Source organism: Clostridium estertheticum subsp. estertheticum, from assembly GCF_001877035.1.
In the GTDB taxonomy this organism is placed as follows: domain Bacteria; phylum Bacillota; class Clostridia; order Clostridiales; family Clostridiaceae; genus Clostridium_AD; species Clostridium_AD estertheticum.
In genome coordinates, this window is sequence record NZ_CP015756.1 from 3,165,717 (window position 1) to 3,186,575 (window position 20,859).

Consider the following 20,859-nt stretch of genomic DNA (forward strand, 5'->3'; position numbering starts at 1 on the left):
TGTTTTATTTTATTTTGTTTTGTTGTACACTAATGTAGGCTTACTAATATTACAAATAATTTCATTATATCTCTTTTTAAAGGTGGTGACTAATTTCTTAAACAAATTTCATTTAAGAAAAATATTATATGAACAATAAAAAAAAAATAAATCAGTCCCTAGCTCAATTTATTAAGTATTCTATAGTTGGTGCTTTCAACACCGTAATAGATATTGGGGTATTAAATATACTATCCTATATTACTGGCATAACTCATGGAAAATTTTTATTTCTTTTTAACTTCATCGCATTTTTAATTTATTCAATTTGCGGTTATTATTTAAATATAAATTACACTTTCAAAGAAAATGAAACTAAAAATGCCTACTTTCAATATTCCTCTTTACTATTTTTGGGTATGATTTTAAATAGCTTTATTTTAGTACACTTAACACGTAGGAATCCCTTAATTCATATTTTGCATCACCATAGAAGTATGGCTCACTTAAATCACCTATGGCTTAACATATCCATGATAATCGGTTGTACAATATTAGGTCTTCTTGGATTCTTTATTAACAAATTCTTTATTTTCAATAAAAAAAAGGCACTCTAAAATTAAGTTTTTTTAACTTTTAGTTTGTGTCTTTTTTATATTTCTATTTTAAAGTAACAGTTTCTATATAATCATCTATGAGGGAACTAGTTAAATTTTTTCCTCTACCTGCTCTATTTTGAACATTTATATCATTGAGTTTTATAATTTTATTTTCACCACCAAATGAACTAACCGCCAAACTTAAGTTCTCATCATTTATTTCATTTGATCCTTCCGCAGTTTTTGCATCTATCAAATTTACAAATATAACTTCATCATTCTCTTTTAAGCTTATTCCAGTTACCCCTGATGCACCTTTGCCCATAAAATTAATTGTATTTACATTAAATCTTATACACATTGCTTTTTTCGTCACAATTAAAGCGTCTTTGTCTAACTTATCGTCATTAACTTTTACAGAAATTAATTTATCTTCTTGTGTTTTAAGTTTATATACCAAAGTAGAATAGAAATCTCCTTCTAATTCTTTAAGTTTAGTTCGTTTTGTAATTCCTTTCTTTGAAAAGAAGTATAAGCTTTTTTCTTCATTAAGGTTATCAACGGAAATTATCTGGGCTATTTTATCGTAAGCATTAAAATTATCTATAAGAGTATTTATGCACGTACCCTTTATAGTAATATTCTGAACCATATAGCTAGGTAATTTATGAACTAACCCATTTTGCATAAATATTAGTAATGTAGATGTTGATTTAGTATATGTGCTTAATTCTGTATTAGTCTTTCTACTTGATATTTTTATAACACCTTTTGCATTTAAACTAAGATAAAATTCTTTATAATCGTAATCATTTGTATATTCAAGTTTTACCACTTCATCACCAGCAGTTAGATTAAATAACTGAGTTCCAATTACATTTCTATCAGTAGCTTTAAGCTCTGGTTCCTCTATAGAAAATTCTAGACCCTCTTTAGTAATTATCTTTATATAAGCTTCTTTTCTTTTTTTCTCCATTAATTTAACATCAATAAGGTTTTCATTGTCTTTTAGTTTTAAAGCAGATAATTTAGAATAACTTGTAACAAATTTATCTAAAAATGTTTTCTTAATGTTTCCTTTGCTTGTAAAAAACATAAATTGCTTACTTGCAGACAAATCTCCTAATAAAAAAGTAGCAATGATTTTTTCTTTAGTTAAATCCATTCCACGAATAAGGGTATCCAGTCTTTCGCCTTTTTCCTTCCACTTATATTCTGGAACTAAATCTCCTCTTAATTGATAAACATTCCCTATATTAGTAAAAATCATCAATGTTTCTTTAGTATTGGTTCCAATTAAATCTGTATTAAAGTCTCCCTCTCTATACTCAATGTCATCAATATTTGCGTTAGACCTATTATAATATTTCATAGGAACTCTCTTTATATAACCATCATTAGATAAAGTTATCATAATGTCTTCGACTAGTATTATATCTTCAACTTCTATTTTTGCTTCACTATCATCTTCAATAATTTTAGTTCTTCTTGGATCATTATATTTTTCTTTAATTTCTAAAATTTCTGTTCTTATTACATTAAGAAGTTCTTTCTCACTTCCAAGAATTTTGTTGTACCCCTTAATTAGTCCTTCTAACTTCTTATATTCCTTTAAAAATATCTTAAGTTCTAGCCCAGTTAGCCTATATAACATAAGTTCTAATATCGCTTCAGCTTGGATCTGTGTAAAATCAAACTTAGCTATGAGGTTTTGTCCAGCATCTTTTTTAGATTTTGAACCCCTAATTGTTATAATAATTTCATCCATTACATCTATAGCCTTAATAAAACCCTCTATAATGTGGAATCTGTTTTTTGCGGCCTCAAGTTCCATTTGAGTCCTTCTAGTAACAACATCCTTTTGATGATTTAAATAATGCATAAGAATAGTTTTAAGACTCATTGTTTGAGGTTTTCCATTGGCAAGTGCTACCATGTTAAATGGCACATTACATTGGAGTTCTGTTTTCTTCATTAAGTAGTTAAGCACCTTTGTTGCAATATCTCTATTTGTAGACTTCTTAAATTCAATAACTGATCTAAGTCCAGTTCTATCAGATTCATCTCTAATATCTACAATGGACTCTAGTGCTTTCAAATGCTTCTTCTCAGCTGTCATATCAGAAATAGATTGGAGTAATTTCGCCTTATTCTTCCTGTATGGGAATTCAGTAATAACTATACCTAGTCGTCCACTTTCTAAGACTTCTATTTTCATTTTAGAACGTAACGTTACTTTTCCCTCTCCAGTCTCATAAGCAGATTCTATAGCATTTCTACCAATGAGAATACCACCTGTTGGTAAATCTGGCCCTTTAATATACTGCATAAGCTGTTTTGTTGTAATTTCATTATTATCAGCATAAGCAAGTAACCCATCAATTACCTCCCCTAAATTATGGGGCGGTATGTTTGTAGCTATCCCTACTGCAATACCAAAGGTTCCATTAACTAACAAATTCGGATATCTCGATGGCAATACTGATGGTTCCTTCTCTGTATCAGAATAGTTATTTACCATTTCCACAACGCCTTTATCAATATCCCTTATCATTTCAAGCGCAATAGGAGAAAGTCTTGCTTCTGTATAACGCATAGCAGCAGCGTTATCCCCATCTTGACTTCCCCAATTTCCATGACCATCTATCAAAGGTTTTCTTGTAGCAAAATCTTGAGCAAGTATAACCATTGCACCATAAACAGAGCTATCTCCATGTGGATGGTATTTACCAAGAATATCTCCAACAATTCTTGCTGATTTATAATAAGGTTTATCTGGAAATGCTTTTAGCATATATGCGCCATAAAGAATCCTTCTATGTACTGGTTTTAAACCATCTCTCACATCTGGAAGCGCTCGTTCTCTAGCAACTTCAACAGCATATGGGAGGTAATTATCTGGCATTGCTTCTTCAATTGGTGTCATTACTATATTATTATCTTTTGGTATTTCAATTTTTTTTGCCATTTGAAAATTCCTCCTAAATCATCACCTACAGTGATGAATCACCTACAGTGCTGTTTATCATCACGCAATGTGATGATTACGACTTTTAAATATTCGTTAGAACTCTGCATATTTATACATGTAACTTTTTCTTGGTGCAACCACATCTCCCATTAGAAGTGAAACCATTTTCTCAGCTTTTGCTGCATCTTCTATAGTAACTTGCTGAAGAGTTCTAGTAATTGGGTTTAGCGTAGTTTCCCAAAGTTGGTCTGGGTTCATTTCTCCAAGGCCCTTATATCTTTGAATAAGCGCACCTTTGCCAATTTCCTTTTTAGTCTCTTCCAATTGCTCATCACTATATGCATACTTAGCAACTTCTCCATTTTTACTAGCTTTATAAACCTTATAAAGTGGTGGCATTCCCATATAAAGATGACCATTCGCAATGAGTGGCCTCATATATCTATAAATAAAAGTCATCCATAATGTTCTAATGTGGTATCCATCAACATCTGCATCACTTAAAATAATTATTTTACCATATTTTAATTCTTTTTCACTATAATTTTCGAGTACTCCTGTTCCAATGGCAGTATTGAATATTTTTAATTCTTCACTAGCTAATACATTTTCTAGCTTTTGTTTTTCTGTATTCATAATTTTACCCTTAGATGGCATTATAGTTTGAAACCTTCTATCACGAGCTTGCTTAGCACTTCCACCAGCTGAATCTCCCTCAACCACAATAAATTCTGTAAACTCTGAATTTTTTAATGTGCATACCGCAATTTTACCTGCAAGAGGTGATGCTCCCTTACCTATCTTTTTTCTTTCCGCATCATTAATTTTTTTTATTTTATCTCTTCTCGATGCTGCAGAAATGGCATTATTTATTATATTAGTAGCCATATCTTTGTTGTCTTCTATCCATTCTAAAATTTTAACATAACAAAGTTCATTCATCATGCTATACGCCTCGTTATTACCTAACTTGCTCTTAGTTTGACCTTCAAAGATCGGATTACTTATTTTAATTCTGACTATTGCAGTCATCCCTTCTCTTAAATCGTCACCTTCAAAATCTTTATCCTTGTCTTTCTCTTTCAAAAGATTAAGTTTCTTAGCTCCATCTTTAAAAGCCCTTGTCATACCAGTTTTAAAACCGGTCTCGTGAGTTCCAGACTCTGTAGTCGGTATATTGTTAACGTAGCTAGCAATGTATTCTGTAGTAGAATCCGTAAACTGCATACACACTTCTCCGTATAATTGTATCCCATTTATTTCTTTTTCACCTTGGAAAAATATTGGTTCCTTATGCAGAAGGGTCTTACTCTCATTTAGATAGTCAATAAAATCTAATAATCCTCTATCTGAGTGATATTCTTTTATAGTGTTTCCTTCTTTTCTATTATCAATAAACACTAACGTAATCCCTTTATTTTGAAAAGCCAATTCTTGTAGTCTCTCATCAATAAAATCAGAGTTAAATTGAAGGGTTGTAAATACCCTCGAATCCGGCATAAACGTAATTTTACTGCCTGTATCTTTTGACTGTCCAATCACCTCAAGCTTACTTACTGGTGTACCTGGCATAATTCTTTTTAATTCCTTATCAAATGAATATTCGAATCTTTGAGAAAAAATTTTTCCCTTTTGTTTTATTTCAACAACCAACCATTCTGATAATGCATTTACAACCGCTGCTCCAACACCATGAAGTCCACCAGAAGTCTTATAGTTTTTATTATTAAACTTTCCACCAGTGTGAAGTTCTGTAAATACCATTTCTACACCAGATTTATTTTTCATAGGATGTATTCCTGTAGGAATACCCCTACCATTATCAACAATAGTAACACTTTTATCTTCATTTAATATTATTTTAGCTTTATCTCCATAGCCATTAGCTATCTCATCTATTGAGTTATCTAATATTTCCCATATACAATGATGTAGGCCTTTGCTACCTGTAGAACCTATGTACATGCCTGGTCTTATCCTTACAGGCTCTAGCTTTTCTAGAGAAGTTAAGTCTGTTACATCATATGTTTGAATTTCTTCATTTTCAAAACTCATAAAAATCCTCCAGTAAAATTTTATCATACATTTGCTATTTTATATGTTTATTCACAAAAGGTAAAGAGATTTTAATAAAAAAATAGAACGTTAGTTTCTATTTTTAAGAATAGTTTTATCCTTTTATATTATTTTCGCCCTATTTTATAGAAAAATATTGACCAGCGAATTAAAACTTTTCTGCCGGCCAATACCGTAGTTTACTTTAATTTTTGCCGCCACCTTACTTAATTACTTTATTAGTTGGTGGCAATAATGCCGCCGCTACTCTTATTAAATATTTTAAACTTTCACCATCTATATTTTTTTTAAACCCTAATAAGCTTGTAGCATCCTTTGCCAATTGAATAGCTTTCTCTTCTTTAAGGGCATTATCGCTATTTCTATAATTAATTTCTATATTTTGTACAACTTGTGAAATAATTCTAAGAATTGTTTTTGCATTTTCGGGTGTAAATTCACTGGTAGTTAACGATCCAAGTATTACAGAAGCAAACCCAAAATAATCATCTTTTAAATTACTATCTTTATCTTTTAATAAGTAAGCTAAATAAGCAAGTCCCATTACTAAAAACACTATTAATACATATTGTATAATTATTTCTACCATCACGTACCCCTCCTTATTTGTTTTTATATTACTTATATGCCGCTCAAATAAGAAATGATACGTTTTTCAACTAAATTGTAATAAAAAAAAGCCTTTCAGCTTTATTTTATATAGATTGTTATAGTTTTCACTTAACTTTCTATAACTATATTACTTAAACTGCATGTTGTAAAGATAAGAATATACTCCATCTTTCTCTATAAGTTCATCATGTGTTCCTCTTTGGTTTATTCCCTCATCAGTAAGTACTACTATCTCATCTGCATTTTTTATTGTACTTAATCTATGAGCAATAACCAAAGTAGTTCTATTTTTCATAAGCTCTTCCAATGATTTCTGAATGAATTGTTCATTTTCATTATCAAGAGCAGAAGTAGCTTCATCAAGTATTAAAATTGATGGATTTTTTAAAAATACTCTTGCTATAGATATTCTCTGCTTTTGTCCACCAGAAAGTTTTACTCCTCTCTCGCCAGTGTACGTACCATATCCATGCTTAAGACCTATAATAAATTCATGAATATTTGCCTTCTTCGCCGCATCAATTATTTCATTTTCCAATGCCCCTGGCCTACCATATAATATGTTTTCTCTAATGCTTCCTGCAAACAAATAGACATCCTGCTGAACTATTCCAATAGATTTTCTAAGTGATTTAAGTTTTATGTCTCGTATATCAATACCATCTATTGTTATGCAGCCGTCATTTACCTCATAAAACCTTGGTATTAGGCTAGAAAAGGTTGTTTTACCACCACCTGATGGACCAACAAGTGCGATATTCTTACCTGATTGTATTTTTATATCTATATTACTTAATATGTCACTACTATTATTATAACTAAAAGATACATTGTTAAAAGCTATCTCTCCCTTAGGATTCACAAGTTCTACTGCATCCTCTCTATCTGTTATTTCTGGCTTTGTGGTTATAACTTCAACAAATCTTTGAAATCCTGAAAGCCCTCTTTGAAACTGCTCTGTAAAATTTACAAGCTTGTCAATAGGATTTAAGAACGTATTTATATAAAGTATGTATATTACAAGGTCAGTTACTTTTAATGAACCGTCACTTATAAATATACCCCCTGCAAGAATAACACTAAGATAAAGCAATCCTTGAAAAAAGGTATTACCACTAAAAAATCTGCCCATTATAAAATAGCTATCCTCTTTAGTCTTTAAATATTCATTATTACCTTTAGTAAATTTAGCATTTTCGATTTCCTCATTAGCAAATGATTTCACTACTCGTATACCCTCTAAACTGTCCTGAATTTGTGCATTTACTCCCGCTATCTTTTCCTTATTTTCCACAAAAACATTTCGCATTTTCTTATTATAAAAATATGAGAAATATAACATTACCAATGTAAATAAAAGAAGTATAAATGTTATTTTTAAATTTATACCTGCGAGTATAACAAAAGATCCAACTATTTTTAGTATGGATATGAATACATCTTCTGGTCCATGATGTGCAAGTTCTGATATATCAAAAAGGTCTGTAACTATTCTCGACATGAGTTTTCCAGTACTTGCTTCATCATAATAAGAAAAAGATTGCTTTTGAAGATTATCAAAAATATCTTTTCTCATGTTTGCTTCCATTTTTGCTCCCATTATATGTCCCCATGAGGTTATGAAATACTGACAAAAGTACCGAACAATATACATAATTAATAGAGCTATACCAACATATATAACATACTTAATTATCTTATTTCCATCCTGTAATACATAAACATCATTTAACAAATACCTCACTATTAACGGAAACACCAAATCTATTGCAGATAAAATTAATGCACAAAACATATCTGCAAAGAATAGAGCCTTATATGGCCCATAATAACTTATAAAGTTTTTAAAAAGTTTCATTATTCTTGTAACCCCTTATCCTTAAAATTAGTTTACTTTTTTCAAAAGTTAAACTTAGTTAAATTATAACATGTTTTTTTGCTTTATGGTTCACCTACCTAACCTCTCATACTTAACTTTGAAGATGTTTTTCATAGAATACTAATGTCATTTTACTGTTTATAACTTTAGTCCTTCCAGTTTTTACATAACCTAATTTTTCATACAAATAACAATTCCGCGATTCTTGTAGTATAGTGTCTAATTCCCATACCTTTGCATCATAATATATTTCTTCAATAATTTTGAAACTCTTTTGTGCGATCCCAAACCCTTGGTGTTCTGGTAAAATGAAAATAGGGCTAACACGATAGAGTTTATTATCCTTTTTCACTATTCTTATAGAGCCAACAGGTGTATTACCTCTTTTAATAATATAGTAATCTGTAAACGCTTGGTTTATTCGCATAATAGTTTTTTCTATTGATTCATTTGCAGGACTTGTCTCAAAATCCTCATATTTTGATAATAAATCCATGAATGATTTGATTTGCATGATATAAATAGTTTCTGCATCATCTAGTGTTGCTTTAGTTAAACATATATCCATTGCCTTATTCCCTCCCATTATTATTAAAATATAAACTGTAATCCCCCGTTGGAATATCATCTTCTAATCCAACAACTTTAGGCCATAATCCTGTTTCCGCAATAATAAATCCCATAATCATTCCCATGTGACTGTGTAAATGCCTATGTTGTGCAAGAATTAACGTAAACCTTGTCCACTCACTGTTTTCAGGTTTAGCTAGAATTATATCATTTGTTAAACTATTGTTATATTTATTTATTTTCTCTTCAATTATTAAATAATAATGTTTTAATTCCTCTTTAGATAAAATTTTATCTGTCTTTACGTCCAAATTATTTAAATTTTCGATATGAAATAATGGATGAGAATATTTTCGTGGATTGATATACCACATATCCAAAGAATGTAGTGTATGATAAATATGTTTCCACAGAGGCATTTCACAATAATTTTCATTCCAATATTCAATAGGGACACACTCAATAACATTGCTTAAACTCCACAGAGCACGCTTTGTTTGATCTTTTATTATTTCAATATAACTTGCTTCATTCATTATGGTATACTCCCCTCACAATAGTATTCAACTATAGATTGTTTTTTTATTAAATTAAATATATAAGTCCATTAGTATATCATCGTCAAAATTAGTTCTGGTATTCATGCATTAAGTTTAGCCATAAAATAATACCCCTTTGTTTAATTATCATATAATCATGTCTAAAATGTCTTCTCTACAATCCATTGAGCAGCCTCTAATACATTATTTGCTACATAGTCTGGATCTATTTGTGACCACCTGTCTCTATCTTTCCCTAATGTCTCATTACCAGCCCCAGTTAGTACAAGAATTTTCCCCATATTAGCCATCTTCGCAGCCATCATATCGCTCCACCTATCCCCAATTACAAAACACCTTGAAAGGTCAAGTGCATATTCGACTTTTGCTTTTAATAACAGTCCCGCTTCAGGTTTCCTACATTTACAGTTATGTTCTGGGGTATGAGGGCATATATAAACTTTTTCAATCCCAAATTGTTCTAATTCATTAATGAAATCTTCTTCTGTAGCTTCTCCGGCTGAGATGCCTGGTTGATTTGTGAATGCAAATACTTTGATTCCGTCGCTCTTTAACATTTTTATAGCCTTTTGGGTAAATGGATATAAAACAAATTTATCAGGGTATGTTACATCAGTATCGCCACCCATTGTGCCATCTCTATCTATAAATACTGCTTGGACCTTTTTTAAACCTACCATATCATCTACTCCTTAAATTTTTATTTTCTATTTTCTACATATCAGTAGTGCATGGTTGCTGCTCCCTAAAATGCTCTTCTCTCTACAACTACATAAATTATAATAAATCCATGCTTCATATTCTTCATCATTCATTTCATCTACAAGCTTTCCTAATAATGGACTTATCCCATCTGTTGCCGCATGTTCAATAATTTTAGTATTAAATTTCGAAACTAGTAACTCCATGTCTGTTGGAGTGGTGAAAAATGCATCAGTCCAAAAACATTCTTTTTCACCTTCCTCTATAGTCCCACCACTTAAAATTTTATCAATAAAACCATGAGTTAAAAATTTTTTATCTTGCGACATAATAGAATTAAGCACATAGTGTTTATTTATATATGCAACTGCGAGTATTCCTCCCTTTTTTAATATTCTCAAACTCTCACTAATACACATTTCTCTATCTTTTTCATTTACAAGATGGTACATTGGTCCAAGACATAATACTACATCAAAACTTTCAGGATCATATTGCTTTAAATCTATAGCATTAGCTACTTCTGCTTGTAATTTAATAGTGTTACTAACCTTAGAAAGCTTTTGCTTAATAATTTCTACATGTTTAGGTGTTATATCAGTAGCCACTATCTCATTTCCCATATTTGCATAATAAAAAGAATACACTCCTGTCCCTGCGCCTAATTCTATAATTTTATCCTGATGCTTTATATACTCATCTAAAATACTTGTTGTTACATTAAACTCTACTTTTCTTGCTTTATTGGTTGAAACCCTGCCGTCTTCATCATATGTATTATAAAAATTAACAATATTATTCATAAAAATACTCTCCCCTTAAAAAGTGATAGTGTTAACACTATCTTTGTTTTATTTTTAATAAAATTAAATTATTACTTAGCAAATGGTATAAAATAAAAATACTCTCACCTCCAAGAATTGCATATCTTGGAGATGAGAGCTACTTGTTTACTCTTCTTAACATCACTTTCTTATATAAAATTATTTTGTTAAATTATACATCTATATACTCATATTGTAAATATTATTTTTTCCTACTTTATAACTAATTAGCCCCATAATATATGAGCCATTTAAATTTTATATTCTTATTTATTTTGATTAACAATTTTGTGATAAATAATATATGAGTATACAGTAGGCACAATTGAAATTACAGCAACAATAATTATAAATCCTAGCCAACTAAAATTTACTTCTGTAATAGTTAATAATATATTTAAAATTCCTCCTATTACCCATATAGGTGCCGCCATTCTATGAGTTTTCCTCCATACTTCTTCATTTGCTAAAGTCCAAGGAGTTTTTATTCCCACAAAATAGGTGAACTTAAATCTACCCATTACATTTCCTAATAAAATAAATAACAACGAAACCATTATTTGAATGATGATTGTTATATTAATCGCAACACCTGTACCTATTAGAAGTGTAGTCACTTCTATCCCAAGAAAAAGTATAATTAATAGATATTTTAAATATTGGTAAGTTGACTGGAAATCTTTATAATTTTTTCCTTTAGGGTCGATATAAGGTAGCGCAATAAATAATAAATACATTGCTAAATTTATAAATGCTAAACCAAATGCTCCTAAAAATTTACCTCCATAACCATCTACTTGGCCTTTAAAATTCCAATGTATTGGTACTTTAGTAGGAAGCAATGGATAGAAATATACTCCAAGTGCAAACCCTAAAATAATAAGAAATAAAATCCCCCAATCTTTTTTTAAAACATTACTTATCTTTTTCATTTTCATTTCCCCCCTCATTAACATGTGTTGCATTAAAAAACCAATTAGTTACTTCCTGGAACACTGTAGTATCAAGCGAATAATAAATATATTGACCTTTTCGCTGATCTGTTACCAAAAGTGATTGTTTTAAAGCATTAAGATGGTGAGAAATACTTGGTTTTGTCATATTAAAATGTTCTGCTATTTCCCCAGCAGTCAAATCTTTCTCTTTTAATAATAAAATTATTTTTCTCCTTGTTGGATCTGCAAGTGCCTTAAACGGTAAATTAAGAATTGACATATTAATTTCTCCTTACATTTTTTAGGTTTAGATAATTAATTAGATATTTAGATAACTGTCTAACCTTCTAATTGTATTGTATTCCCATTCTGTATAAATGTCCACACTTTTTCATTCTTTATATGGTTATAATTTTCATGTATATAAAACTATATACACAAAAAAACAAAAAAGAAGATTTCTCCTCTTTTTATCTACATTAATCATTTTCCACTAAGTTTTTGGAATAAAATGACCCCCCCGGACAATAATACAGCCACTAATTATGGTTATAACTGTTATAAACAGCATATACTAAAGCACTCGCGTTTACTGTTTTTATCTTGTTTATCATAATATCACGTCCATTTCTACTTTTTCAGAATTTATAATATCATTCAAATAATTCATTGGTGATTCCTCCTATAAGGTATTTGATAACATTAAGATTGAAATTTAAAATCATTCATATTATTTATGTGCTTTCATAAACTATTATTTTGATTGCTAAAATGACATTACATCTGAATTTTCAAAAAAGGTTTCCTTATGATAAATAAGTCCTATTCCAATAAGTCTTCCATCAATATCCTCTATAACAAATTCATAACTTCCATAATCTGTTCTACTTGGTTTTGAGACTACTTTAACACCTTTTGATTTAAACTCTTTATAGAGTATGTCTACCCCACCAACTGTATCTGGGTCAATATATGCATCATAACCTACACCATATGTTTTTTGATTTGATTGAACTTTTCCAAATTTTGATTGCACAATTACAAATTCAATTGAATCTCTATATACTGCTGCAAAATTAATAATTTTATCATAATGCTCTGCATACTTAAATCCAAGTTTTTCAACATAAAAGTTTACAGTTTTTCTTACATCTTCAGATATAAATACTGGACATAAATTTGTTAATTTTACTTTGTTGTCTGACATTATACATCGCCCCTATTTATTATTAATTATGCATATTTTATTAAGCCCTTATTATAGTTTGAATTTTCCTATGCATCTCTCAAACATCACAATCTTTATATGTGAGACAACGTCATTAGATGTCCAGTTATCATAACTGCCCAAAAATCCTTCTTTTTTATATTCCAAATTAATTTTAAAATTTTCTTCCTCCATATTGACGTTATGAATAATCTCAAGTAATTTTATATTCCATGACCTGTCCCCCTAATTACCATCTTCATATCTCGAATTCAAGAATATAATTATTCTCTTGCTCAGTCGAACTATTTACTCTAAAATTACAATTATTTAATATTTTATTCGAACCTATATTTGTTTTTGAAACTTTGGCAATTATTCCTCTGCATTCTCGAAATCCATGAGCCCATCTTATTAATGTTTCCAAGGCTTCCGTCATAAGTCTCTGCCTTCTATAATTAGGTGAAATACTGTATCCAACTTCTGAATAACCATTTCCGTTTAGCAACCCTTTAAAACCAATAAAACCTACTCCTAGTTGATTTTGCTTATTTATGATTAGCCAGTATGTATACCATTTTTGAGTATCTTCACTAATACTTTTCATCTTTTCTAGTTTCATTGTTATTGCTAATTTAACAGAATGCGATATTGCTTCTAATTCAATGCTAGGTTCAATATTATCAATCATATTTTCACTAATATATAATAGTTCATTAAAAGATAAAGGCTTTAAAAGTAACCTATTTGACTCTAATACTTTCATACGCAATACAATACCTCCATTTGAAGTTTTTACATAGATTTAATAATTTTTGTATAAAAATGTCCATGTTTTTGACAATCAATCAATATAATCGGATTTGAAAATATTATAGTATAAGGTGATAACTTCTTTATTATCTAACAGTATTAACCTATCAGTTTTTTGAAACCTATATTTAAATCCACATTTTTCAATTACTCTTTTAGACTTAGAATTAAAGTCAAAATGTCCACACCAAATTAAATCTAAATTTAATTCATTAAATCCATATCTTATTAAATAATTTACGGCCTCTGGAATAAACCCGTTTCCCCAGTATTTAGGGTTAAGAACATATCCTATTTCTTTTTGCTTCAAGTCAAAAAGATTATCATCAGGTTTTCTATTATGGAGCCCTATACCACCGATTACTTTGTTTTCTGATTTTAGAACTACAGCATATGTTTCATTATTTTCAATGAACATTTTTATTATACCTTTACTGTCTTCCTCATTCTTATGTGGTGGCCAGCCAGCACTTGGACCTACTAATTCACTTTTAGCATACTCATATAAGTCAGCGCTATCACTTTCTTTCCATTCCCTTAGTATCAATCTATTAGTTACTAATGTTTCCATATTTGTTCATCCCCTTTTTCTAAAAGTACTTACCCCTAACAACTAATTTATTTGTAATTAACCTTTACTTTCACAAAAATACTATTGTGCAAAACAATCAATTTCTAACAATCTACTTAACACCAATACGCATCCGATAGCAAAAATCTATATTAAATTCACTGCTGCCAAAGATATCAATAATTCGCTCTTTAAAAGAAATCAAAAGAGGATTAATTTCATCTATATTGGCTTTCATAATAGCCTGTACTCCTCCTTGGCTTAAAGCAATTGAAATAAATCTTTGTGCATTACAAATCTCAGAGTTAGAAAATACTATTTCTCTTACATATCTGAAATTACCACTATTTTTTATATTTGAAAGATGCTTGTCTTTGTCCCATCTCTTAAAACTTTCTTTAATATCTGGATGTGATAATTCAAATTCTCTTACTTTATCAAAAAGCTTATTATATTCAAATTCTGCTTCCCAATTACATACGGGTGGCCAGTCATTATCGTAGACTGCAAATATACCACCTTTCTTTAAAATTCTCGATACTTCATTCAAGGTATTTTCTGGACTCATCCAGTGAAATGATTGCGAACATGTGATAATATCTGCACAGCTATTGTTTAATTGAGTATTATCTGAAAATGCAGAATTAAATAATATATTATCTAACCCCACCGATTTTTCTCTTGCCACTTTAATCATGTCAGTACTTGGTTCTATCCCAATTACTCTATTACTTACCTCACTCCAAATTCTTGTAGAAAGCCCTGTACCACATCCCAAATCAACCACAAGAGTTGGATCACGATTCAAATATTTGAGTATTATCTCCTTAACTTTCTCTGGACATTTAGGTCTTGCATTATTATAAACATCAGCAAATCCCATAAATCTATCTGCATTAAGTTGCAAGTTTTCTTTCATTTATCCATCATCTCCCCCAATTCCATATGTACACTATTTCATGGAAATTTATATTTCATTCTTTATTCTCTATCCAAATTTTTCTAATCGGTAATTTGTGCTTCCTTTTAAAGTCCACCTCAAAAACTACCATGTAAAGCTACCCATTTATAATCCCTTAATATCTTACCTCTCCCCTCTTCATTTTCAAACAAATCAAACCAATCACATATTTCAATTGCAAAATCAATAAATGCTACTCCTTGAGCAGTTATCACATTTCTATACTATATTTCTAATTAAACCAATCTTTTATGATGCTTACTCTCTTATTTGTAGCATCAAGTTCAATTCCACATCCTATTGGTAGCGTCATCATTGGGTGCGTATGACAGCAATCAAAATCGGCAATAAATGGTAACTTATTATCTCCCAATACTTCTACTAAAATTTCATATGGTTTTCTACCTGTCTTCATATCATCAAATAATTCATGTTTCCCAAGTATAATTCCAGAAACTCTATCAAATACTCCATTTAATTTTAGAAAAGAAAAACTTCTTTCTATCGTTGCAGTATCTTTTAAAGAATCTTCTATAAAAAGTATATCTCCATCCTTTATTTCAGGCATATATTTACTACCCCATATCCCTTGAATTGTATTTAAGTTGCCACCCATTACCCTTCCTCGGACATTTCCTCCATAAATTGTAATCCAAGAGTTTTCTCTTTTCTCTTTGCCTCTATCTTGTGTTTCCCAATTAACGTACTCATCTGTCCAGTATTCTGGAGTTTTAAAGACATAAGGAAAACTCATTTTATCCATAGTGATTTCTTTGAAATATTTATAAGTAAGATCAACAAATGGTGCAAATTCTCCAAATGATGCCACTAATGCAGGTCCATAGTATGTACTTATTCCTGTTTGTGCATATATAGCAAGCAAAATTGCTGTAACATCAGAATACCCTATTATTATCTTAGGATGTATCTTAAACTCAGCGTAATCTATATAAGGAAGAATTGAATTTGAATTCATCCCACCAATTGTTGCCATGATACATTTTACTTCTGGATTTCTAATTAAACTATTTAATTCCTCTGCTCTTTGCATAATACTCCCTGACCTATAAAAATCATATTTTCCTGTTAAACTTCCCTCTATCAGCTTAAAGCCTTTACTTTGTAAATATTTCTTGGCTTTATCAAATCTATTAGGACATGAATATGTTATAGGTGCTGATGGCGAGAAAATACCTATCGAATCATCGGCCTTTAATTTGGTTATTTCATCCATGTATATCCTCCTAAAATATTTTCAATTTTCCACCATATTAATTCTTCATCTTCCTTATATTTAATAGCACCCACATTTTTTAATACTTTATGAGATTCTATATTATCCTTTTCTGTATCTGCAATTATATATATAGCCTTTGGATTTTTGAAAATCCATTTTTTTAAACCTTGTAATGCTTCCGTAGCATAACCCCTATTTCTGTACATCTCTTCAATACCATATCCAACTATTACTTCACCATTTTCATTAGGACATCCTTTAATCATTATAAATCCTATTATCCTATTTTCTTCTTTAAGAACGATCGCCCAATTTGTTAACCATAAATAGTTTTTATTATCTTCACTCACCTTTTGCAACCTTACGTTCATTGCATACTTCATTTCATCATCAAGTATTGTATTAGAAACACTTAATCCTAGCTTACTCTCCATTTTTCCATAGCTCTCTACAGCTAATGCCAGGTGTTTTGCCTGTAAGGGTAATAATTTTAATCTTTCACTTTCTAAGTTTATCACGTGATTCCTCCCCAATGATTTATTAAATAATGTATATTATTTGTTGGGTTATAAAACACCAATATTCTACCTAATACTAAGTTTATTCATTAACACTATTTATTACTTCTATATTCATCCTCGAGAATACTCATGTTAATCAATGACCAGTACTTTCCATCTATTTTTCTACATTCTCTAAAATTCCCTTCAATAATAAATCCTGCTTTTTTATAGCAAGCAATTGCAGATTCATTAAAATCGAATACACCCAAATCTACCCTATGTAAATTTAATTTATTAAATGCAATGTCCAAAATTACATTTACCATTTCCAAACCAATTCCTTTTCTTCTATATTTTTTATCACCTACAAGAACCCTACCTACTCGAGCAGACATATTTACTCTATCTATACCAAGTAACTGTATATGACCAACCATCTCATTACTTTCAAGTAATTTACAACTAAACATTAAATTTTTAGGATTCTCACCTATCATCTCATTTATATCATTAAGAAACTGTTTCCGCATAAATTCAAAATTATATAAGGGCCCTCCCCATTGAAGTAAGAACTCTTTATTAGGAACCCATGACACTAATTGCATAATTTCCTCACTTCTAAATTTTTCAAGTTTGATTAACATAATAACTACTCCCCCTTAATCCCTATAAAATATTTTTTCTTTAGGATTTCAAAACTTCAAATTATTTCATGAATATTCTGTCTATTGTATTATTAGCTCACTTATAAATTTCTCTACACTTCCACTACTTTTCAAAATAATAATACTCTATTGTGAATGATTTTTTAATAATTCATAAATACGGGGACGCATAGCTCCTAAGAAAAGATGATATGTCATTGAATCTTTTGCTTATTATACCATATTTTCCAAATAACCTTCTCATTTTATAAAAATTATATATTTATCATTAAAGATTTATCCTTTTGCTCAGTTTCTTAATAATGTAAAAAAAATAGAGCTAAGGAAACTAAATCCTTAATTCTATCAGAAGTCCGTGCATTTGCTGTATCCATCTATATATGTGGTAATACATTTGGAGTATATTATCACATTTTTCACAATCAAGTCGTAGCTGTTCAATAACACATATTTTCAACTAAATATTATCCACATTATTTATAACAAACCATGTATCTTAAAACTGTTTTCAATTTGGATTCTTCAGTTTTCCTTGCATCAGAAAGATATATTTCTTTATGATGCACATTTGATACAATTCGTAGATTATTATCCATACAATATTTATCCATTAACTCAAAACTTTTAGGTTCATCATCATATGAGCCAATATGAATCATTTGAACAGATAATCCATCTTCTATAGTTTCAAAAGTTACATCATCTAAAAAAGAATTAGGTTTTTTCTTTCTAACATTTTCAAATGCTAGATCCACTATTTCTTTTGTAACAAAATCAGGCTGTCTAATCATAATTGTATACACTAATTCATCTTTATTCAATTTTTTAAATTGTCTTCCTTTTTCAGTCAAATTCCATGTCGCCTCAAGTGGGTAAACAGTATATTCGAAATATCCATTTGGAACATACCCTTGTTTAGGCATCATTCTAATAGCATAAGCTAAAGAATACAAAACACCTATTTTCTCAGAGTACTCCTCATCATTAGGATTTCCTTGTCCCCTTAACATAAAAAACTTTTGATTCGGAACCGTTATTAAATTTGGTTCGTCCTTTGGTAAGTATAAATTTTTCTCTTGCTTTCTCCATTCATATTTCATAATGTCCCTACTTTCTACTAAATTTACATTTATCCCTAATTAACCCTTAAAATCCATTCTTTCACTAATGAATTAAATAATTCTTCCTGTTCTATTTGCAAACTATGTCCAGCTCTATCTAGTATAGCGAAAGTCGCTCTTGGAAAATTGTCTAATATATTCCATGAATCTTTATATCCAACACAATTATCTTGTTTTCCTAACAATATAAGAGAAGGTTTATCAAATTTATTATTTAACCTATCTACACCGAATGTGAATGCATATCCATCTTTTTTAAGAGTTTTCAAAAATACCCTATCAGCTATTTTAGCTCCAGATATTATTTCATTTTCACATCTCTCATATATTTTTTCACTTTGAACCACTGAGCTAGAATTAAAACCTTCAGCCACTTCTGGTGTCAGTTTAGCTAACAACTTACTATCTTTAAGCAAAACAATATGCTCCGGAACATTGCGTTTATTATGCTCTGCTACTATAACTGGGCAAATCAGTAAAACGCCATCAACTCTATCTGCCATTCTATAGATTACTCCTCTTGCCAAATATCCCCCATATGACTCCCCAGCAAGTAAAAAATTTTCATTTGGAATAATCTTATCAATGAAACTAATTACAATATCAAGCATAATATCAGAATCAATAATCCATTCAGCACTATCTGATTTGCCCATGCCTGGTAAGTCAATATATATCCTTTTATAACCATTTTCAGCACTAAATACAGGTTCCATACATCCTGCCATTAACCTGTGGTCTACATTATAACCATGTAACATAATAATCGGTTTTCCATTTCCTATTATTTCATAGTTTATAAATATGTTTTTTATTTTGCATTTCATCCTTTTGTCTCCTTTATTGAAGTACTTTTATTCAATCCCTTCTATTTCTAACTTTAATCTGTTAAAATATTCTTTCATGAATTCAAGTCTTCTTTTCCCTATTTCCTTTGCTTTTTTTGTATATAACTTATCGGGGATTTTTTTAAACTTTACTTCATATTCAATAAAAGGTGTATGTTTTGAAACATCTTTTATCCGCCCATTTTCAACAGTATTGGAATTTAAATAGTTATCAAGCGGTTCACCAATTGTTAATCTTTGTCCAAATTGTCCTGCTAACATAAAAGTACGCGCAATTCCACTTGCCCCAATAACATCAAGTTTATCTGAATCAAAAAGTATTTTTGATTCTATTGTATTAGGCTCATTTCCAGTTCTAAATCTATGTGCTATAATGCAGTGCTTTATCTTATCTATATTCTCTTCTTCATATTCCAAATGTCTTAATATCCCCTCTGCAATTTCACTGCCCAAAACAGCATGGTCAATTTTTCCTGTTTTATCTTCACTCTCTTCAACTCTTGCAATGTCATGCAACAATGCTGCTGGAATAAGAACCTCCAAATCAACATTTTTTTCACCTTTTGAAATCAACAGACAAAGATTGTACACCCTAAATACATGATCTAAATTATGAGCAGAACAAGTTAATTTATCCTTAACAATTTCTATGATTTTTTTATGTTTCATTTCCATATCCATTAATATTACTCCTTTTATATATCACATACAGAAGATTTTATTGTTGGTTCTCCTTGGTTAATTTTATTTCTTCAAATCTTTTCTCTGCTGCTTTTATAACTTCAACGCCTGTTTTACATAACACATTAATACCTTTTACAATAGTTACAATTACAAACGCTTCTACTAATTCTTCCATGGTTAAACCTGCTTCTATTGCAGTAACAGCATGTGCTTTTGCACCGCTTACCTCATTATCTAAACTATCCAATATTGTAAAAATTAATTCGCTTGTCTTTTTAGGCAAATGACCATTTTGAACGGATTCACGCATTACCAAATAACCTTTCAATCCCTCTTGGGAATATTTAGAGAGTATGTCAGCAAAAGGCGGATTCCATTTTAATTCATTCTTATAATAATTAAGTATACTTTCAACATCATCCATATTAAATTAACCTCCATTTTATCAGAAACATTAGTGACTAAAAAATATAATCCATGTAGCTCATTAGTATGAATCGGCCTTACACATTTCACCATTACGCTGCTTTTTAAGAAGGCTT

The 20,859-nt window shown here is 30.1% G+C and carries 23 protein-coding genes; 1 reads left to right on the forward strand and 22 read right to left on the reverse strand.

The genetic code is table 11. The annotated features are described in order from the left end of the window. Positions 1 to 128: 128 nt before the first annotated feature. Entirely contained in the window at positions 129 to 596 is a 468-nt protein-coding gene (locus A7L45_RS24300) for a GtrA family protein (protein WP_071613499.1), read from the forward strand. Between the two features lie 43 nt (positions 597 to 639). Here the strand turns inward: A7L45_RS24300 and A7L45_RS14755 are convergent, their stop codons facing one another. The 22 genes from A7L45_RS14755 to A7L45_RS14855 form a co-directional block, all read right to left on the reverse strand. Next, complete coding sequence (locus A7L45_RS14755) at positions 640 to 3,546, reverse strand: DNA topoisomerase IV subunit A (protein WP_071613500.1); 2,907 nt, start codon at positions 3,544 to 3,546, stop codon at positions 640 to 642. Between the two features lie 96 nt (positions 3,547 to 3,642). Then, a complete protein-coding gene (locus tag A7L45_RS14760) occupies positions 3,643 to 5,604 on the reverse strand; it encodes a DNA gyrase/topoisomerase IV subunit B (RefSeq protein WP_071613501.1) in 1,962 nt (653 codons plus the stop codon). A 223-nt stretch (positions 5,605 to 5,827) separates the two neighbouring features. Further along, the gene (locus A7L45_RS14765) at positions 5,828 to 6,214 is read right to left on the reverse strand and encodes a hypothetical protein (protein WP_071613502.1); all 387 of its coding nucleotides are present in this window, start codon (positions 6,212 to 6,214) and stop codon (positions 5,828 to 5,830) included. Between the two features lie 150 nt (positions 6,215 to 6,364). Continuing rightward, complete coding sequence (locus A7L45_RS14770; protein ID WP_071613503.1) at positions 6,365 to 8,095, reverse strand: ABC transporter ATP-binding protein; 1,731 nt, start codon at positions 8,093 to 8,095, stop codon at positions 6,365 to 6,367. A 112-nt stretch (positions 8,096 to 8,207) separates the two neighbouring features. Next, positions 8,208 to 8,684, reverse strand: a complete 477-nt coding sequence (locus A7L45_RS14775; RefSeq protein ID WP_071613504.1) for a GNAT family N-acetyltransferase — start codon at positions 8,682 to 8,684, stop codon at positions 8,208 to 8,210. Between the two features lie 4 nt (positions 8,685 to 8,688). Further along, positions 8,689 to 9,222, reverse strand: a complete 534-nt coding sequence (locus A7L45_RS14780) for a hypothetical protein (RefSeq protein WP_071613505.1) — start codon at positions 9,220 to 9,222, stop codon at positions 8,689 to 8,691. A gap of 164 nt (positions 9,223 to 9,386) precedes the next feature. Beyond that, a complete protein-coding gene (locus tag A7L45_RS14785; protein ID WP_071613506.1) occupies positions 9,387 to 9,926 on the reverse strand; it encodes an HAD-IIIA family hydrolase in 540 nt (179 codons plus the stop codon). Positions 9,927 to 9,953: 27 nt separating this feature from the next. After that, positions 9,954 to 10,751: a class I SAM-dependent methyltransferase gene (locus A7L45_RS14790; protein WP_071613507.1), complete on the reverse strand. Its 798-nt coding sequence runs from the start codon at positions 10,749 to 10,751 to the stop codon at positions 9,954 to 9,956. A 287-nt stretch (positions 10,752 to 11,038) separates the two neighbouring features. Further along, complete coding sequence (locus A7L45_RS14795; RefSeq protein ID WP_071613508.1) at positions 11,039 to 11,704, reverse strand: SdpI family protein; 666 nt, start codon at positions 11,702 to 11,704, stop codon at positions 11,039 to 11,041. After that, a complete protein-coding gene (locus A7L45_RS14800; RefSeq protein ID WP_151554040.1) occupies positions 11,688 to 11,987 on the reverse strand; it encodes an autorepressor SdpR family transcription factor in 300 nt (99 codons plus the stop codon). Before A7L45_RS14800 ends, A7L45_RS14795 begins: the two co-directional genes overlap by 17 nt. 486 nt (positions 11,988 to 12,473) lie before the next feature. Beyond that, positions 12,474 to 12,914, reverse strand: a complete 441-nt coding sequence (locus tag A7L45_RS14805; protein WP_071613509.1) for a VOC family protein — start codon at positions 12,912 to 12,914, stop codon at positions 12,474 to 12,476. Between the two features lie 259 nt (positions 12,915 to 13,173). Beyond that, positions 13,174 to 13,680: a GNAT family N-acetyltransferase gene (locus A7L45_RS14810; protein ID WP_071613510.1), complete on the reverse strand. Its 507-nt coding sequence runs from the start codon at positions 13,678 to 13,680 to the stop codon at positions 13,174 to 13,176. A 78-nt stretch (positions 13,681 to 13,758) separates the two neighbouring features. Then, entirely contained in the window at positions 13,759 to 14,298 is a 540-nt protein-coding gene (locus tag A7L45_RS14815; RefSeq protein WP_071613511.1) for a GNAT family N-acetyltransferase, read from the reverse strand. A gap of 112 nt (positions 14,299 to 14,410) precedes the next feature. Further along, on the reverse strand, positions 14,411 to 15,217 hold the full coding sequence (locus A7L45_RS14820; protein WP_071613512.1) for a class I SAM-dependent methyltransferase: 807 nt from the start codon (positions 15,215 to 15,217) through the stop codon (positions 14,411 to 14,413). Between the two features lie 119 nt (positions 15,218 to 15,336). Continuing rightward, the gene (locus tag A7L45_RS23295; protein ID WP_169829605.1) at positions 15,337 to 15,474 is read right to left on the reverse strand and encodes a hypothetical protein; all 138 of its coding nucleotides are present in this window, start codon (positions 15,472 to 15,474) and stop codon (positions 15,337 to 15,339) included. 17 nt (positions 15,475 to 15,491) lie between these two features. Further along, on the reverse strand, positions 15,492 to 16,493 hold the full coding sequence (locus A7L45_RS14825; protein ID WP_071613513.1) for a S66 family peptidase: 1,002 nt from the start codon (positions 16,491 to 16,493) through the stop codon (positions 15,492 to 15,494). Further along, positions 16,481 to 17,014, reverse strand: a complete 534-nt coding sequence (locus tag A7L45_RS14830) for a GNAT family N-acetyltransferase (RefSeq protein ID WP_071613514.1) — start codon at positions 17,012 to 17,014, stop codon at positions 16,481 to 16,483. Before A7L45_RS14830 ends, A7L45_RS14825 begins: the two co-directional genes overlap by 13 nt. Before the next feature lie 95 nt (positions 17,015 to 17,109). Next, positions 17,110 to 17,643, reverse strand: a complete 534-nt coding sequence (locus tag A7L45_RS14835; RefSeq protein WP_071613515.1) for a GNAT family N-acetyltransferase — start codon at positions 17,641 to 17,643, stop codon at positions 17,110 to 17,112. Positions 17,644 to 18,137: 494 nt separating this feature from the next. After that, the gene (locus tag A7L45_RS14840; protein WP_071613516.1) at positions 18,138 to 18,764 is read right to left on the reverse strand and encodes a GyrI-like domain-containing protein; all 627 of its coding nucleotides are present in this window, start codon (positions 18,762 to 18,764) and stop codon (positions 18,138 to 18,140) included. 35 nt (positions 18,765 to 18,799) lie between these two features. Continuing rightward, positions 18,800 to 19,612: an alpha/beta fold hydrolase gene (locus A7L45_RS14845; protein ID WP_071613517.1), complete on the reverse strand. Its 813-nt coding sequence runs from the start codon at positions 19,610 to 19,612 to the stop codon at positions 18,800 to 18,802. 27 nt (positions 19,613 to 19,639) lie between these two features. Further along, on the reverse strand, positions 19,640 to 20,314 hold the full coding sequence (locus A7L45_RS14850; protein ID WP_084647474.1) for an HD domain-containing protein: 675 nt from the start codon (positions 20,312 to 20,314) through the stop codon (positions 19,640 to 19,642). Between the two features lie 37 nt (positions 20,315 to 20,351). Then, complete coding sequence (locus A7L45_RS14855; RefSeq protein ID WP_071613518.1) at positions 20,352 to 20,741, reverse strand: carboxymuconolactone decarboxylase family protein; 390 nt, start codon at positions 20,739 to 20,741, stop codon at positions 20,352 to 20,354. Positions 20,742 to 20,859 lie beyond the last annotated feature (118 nt).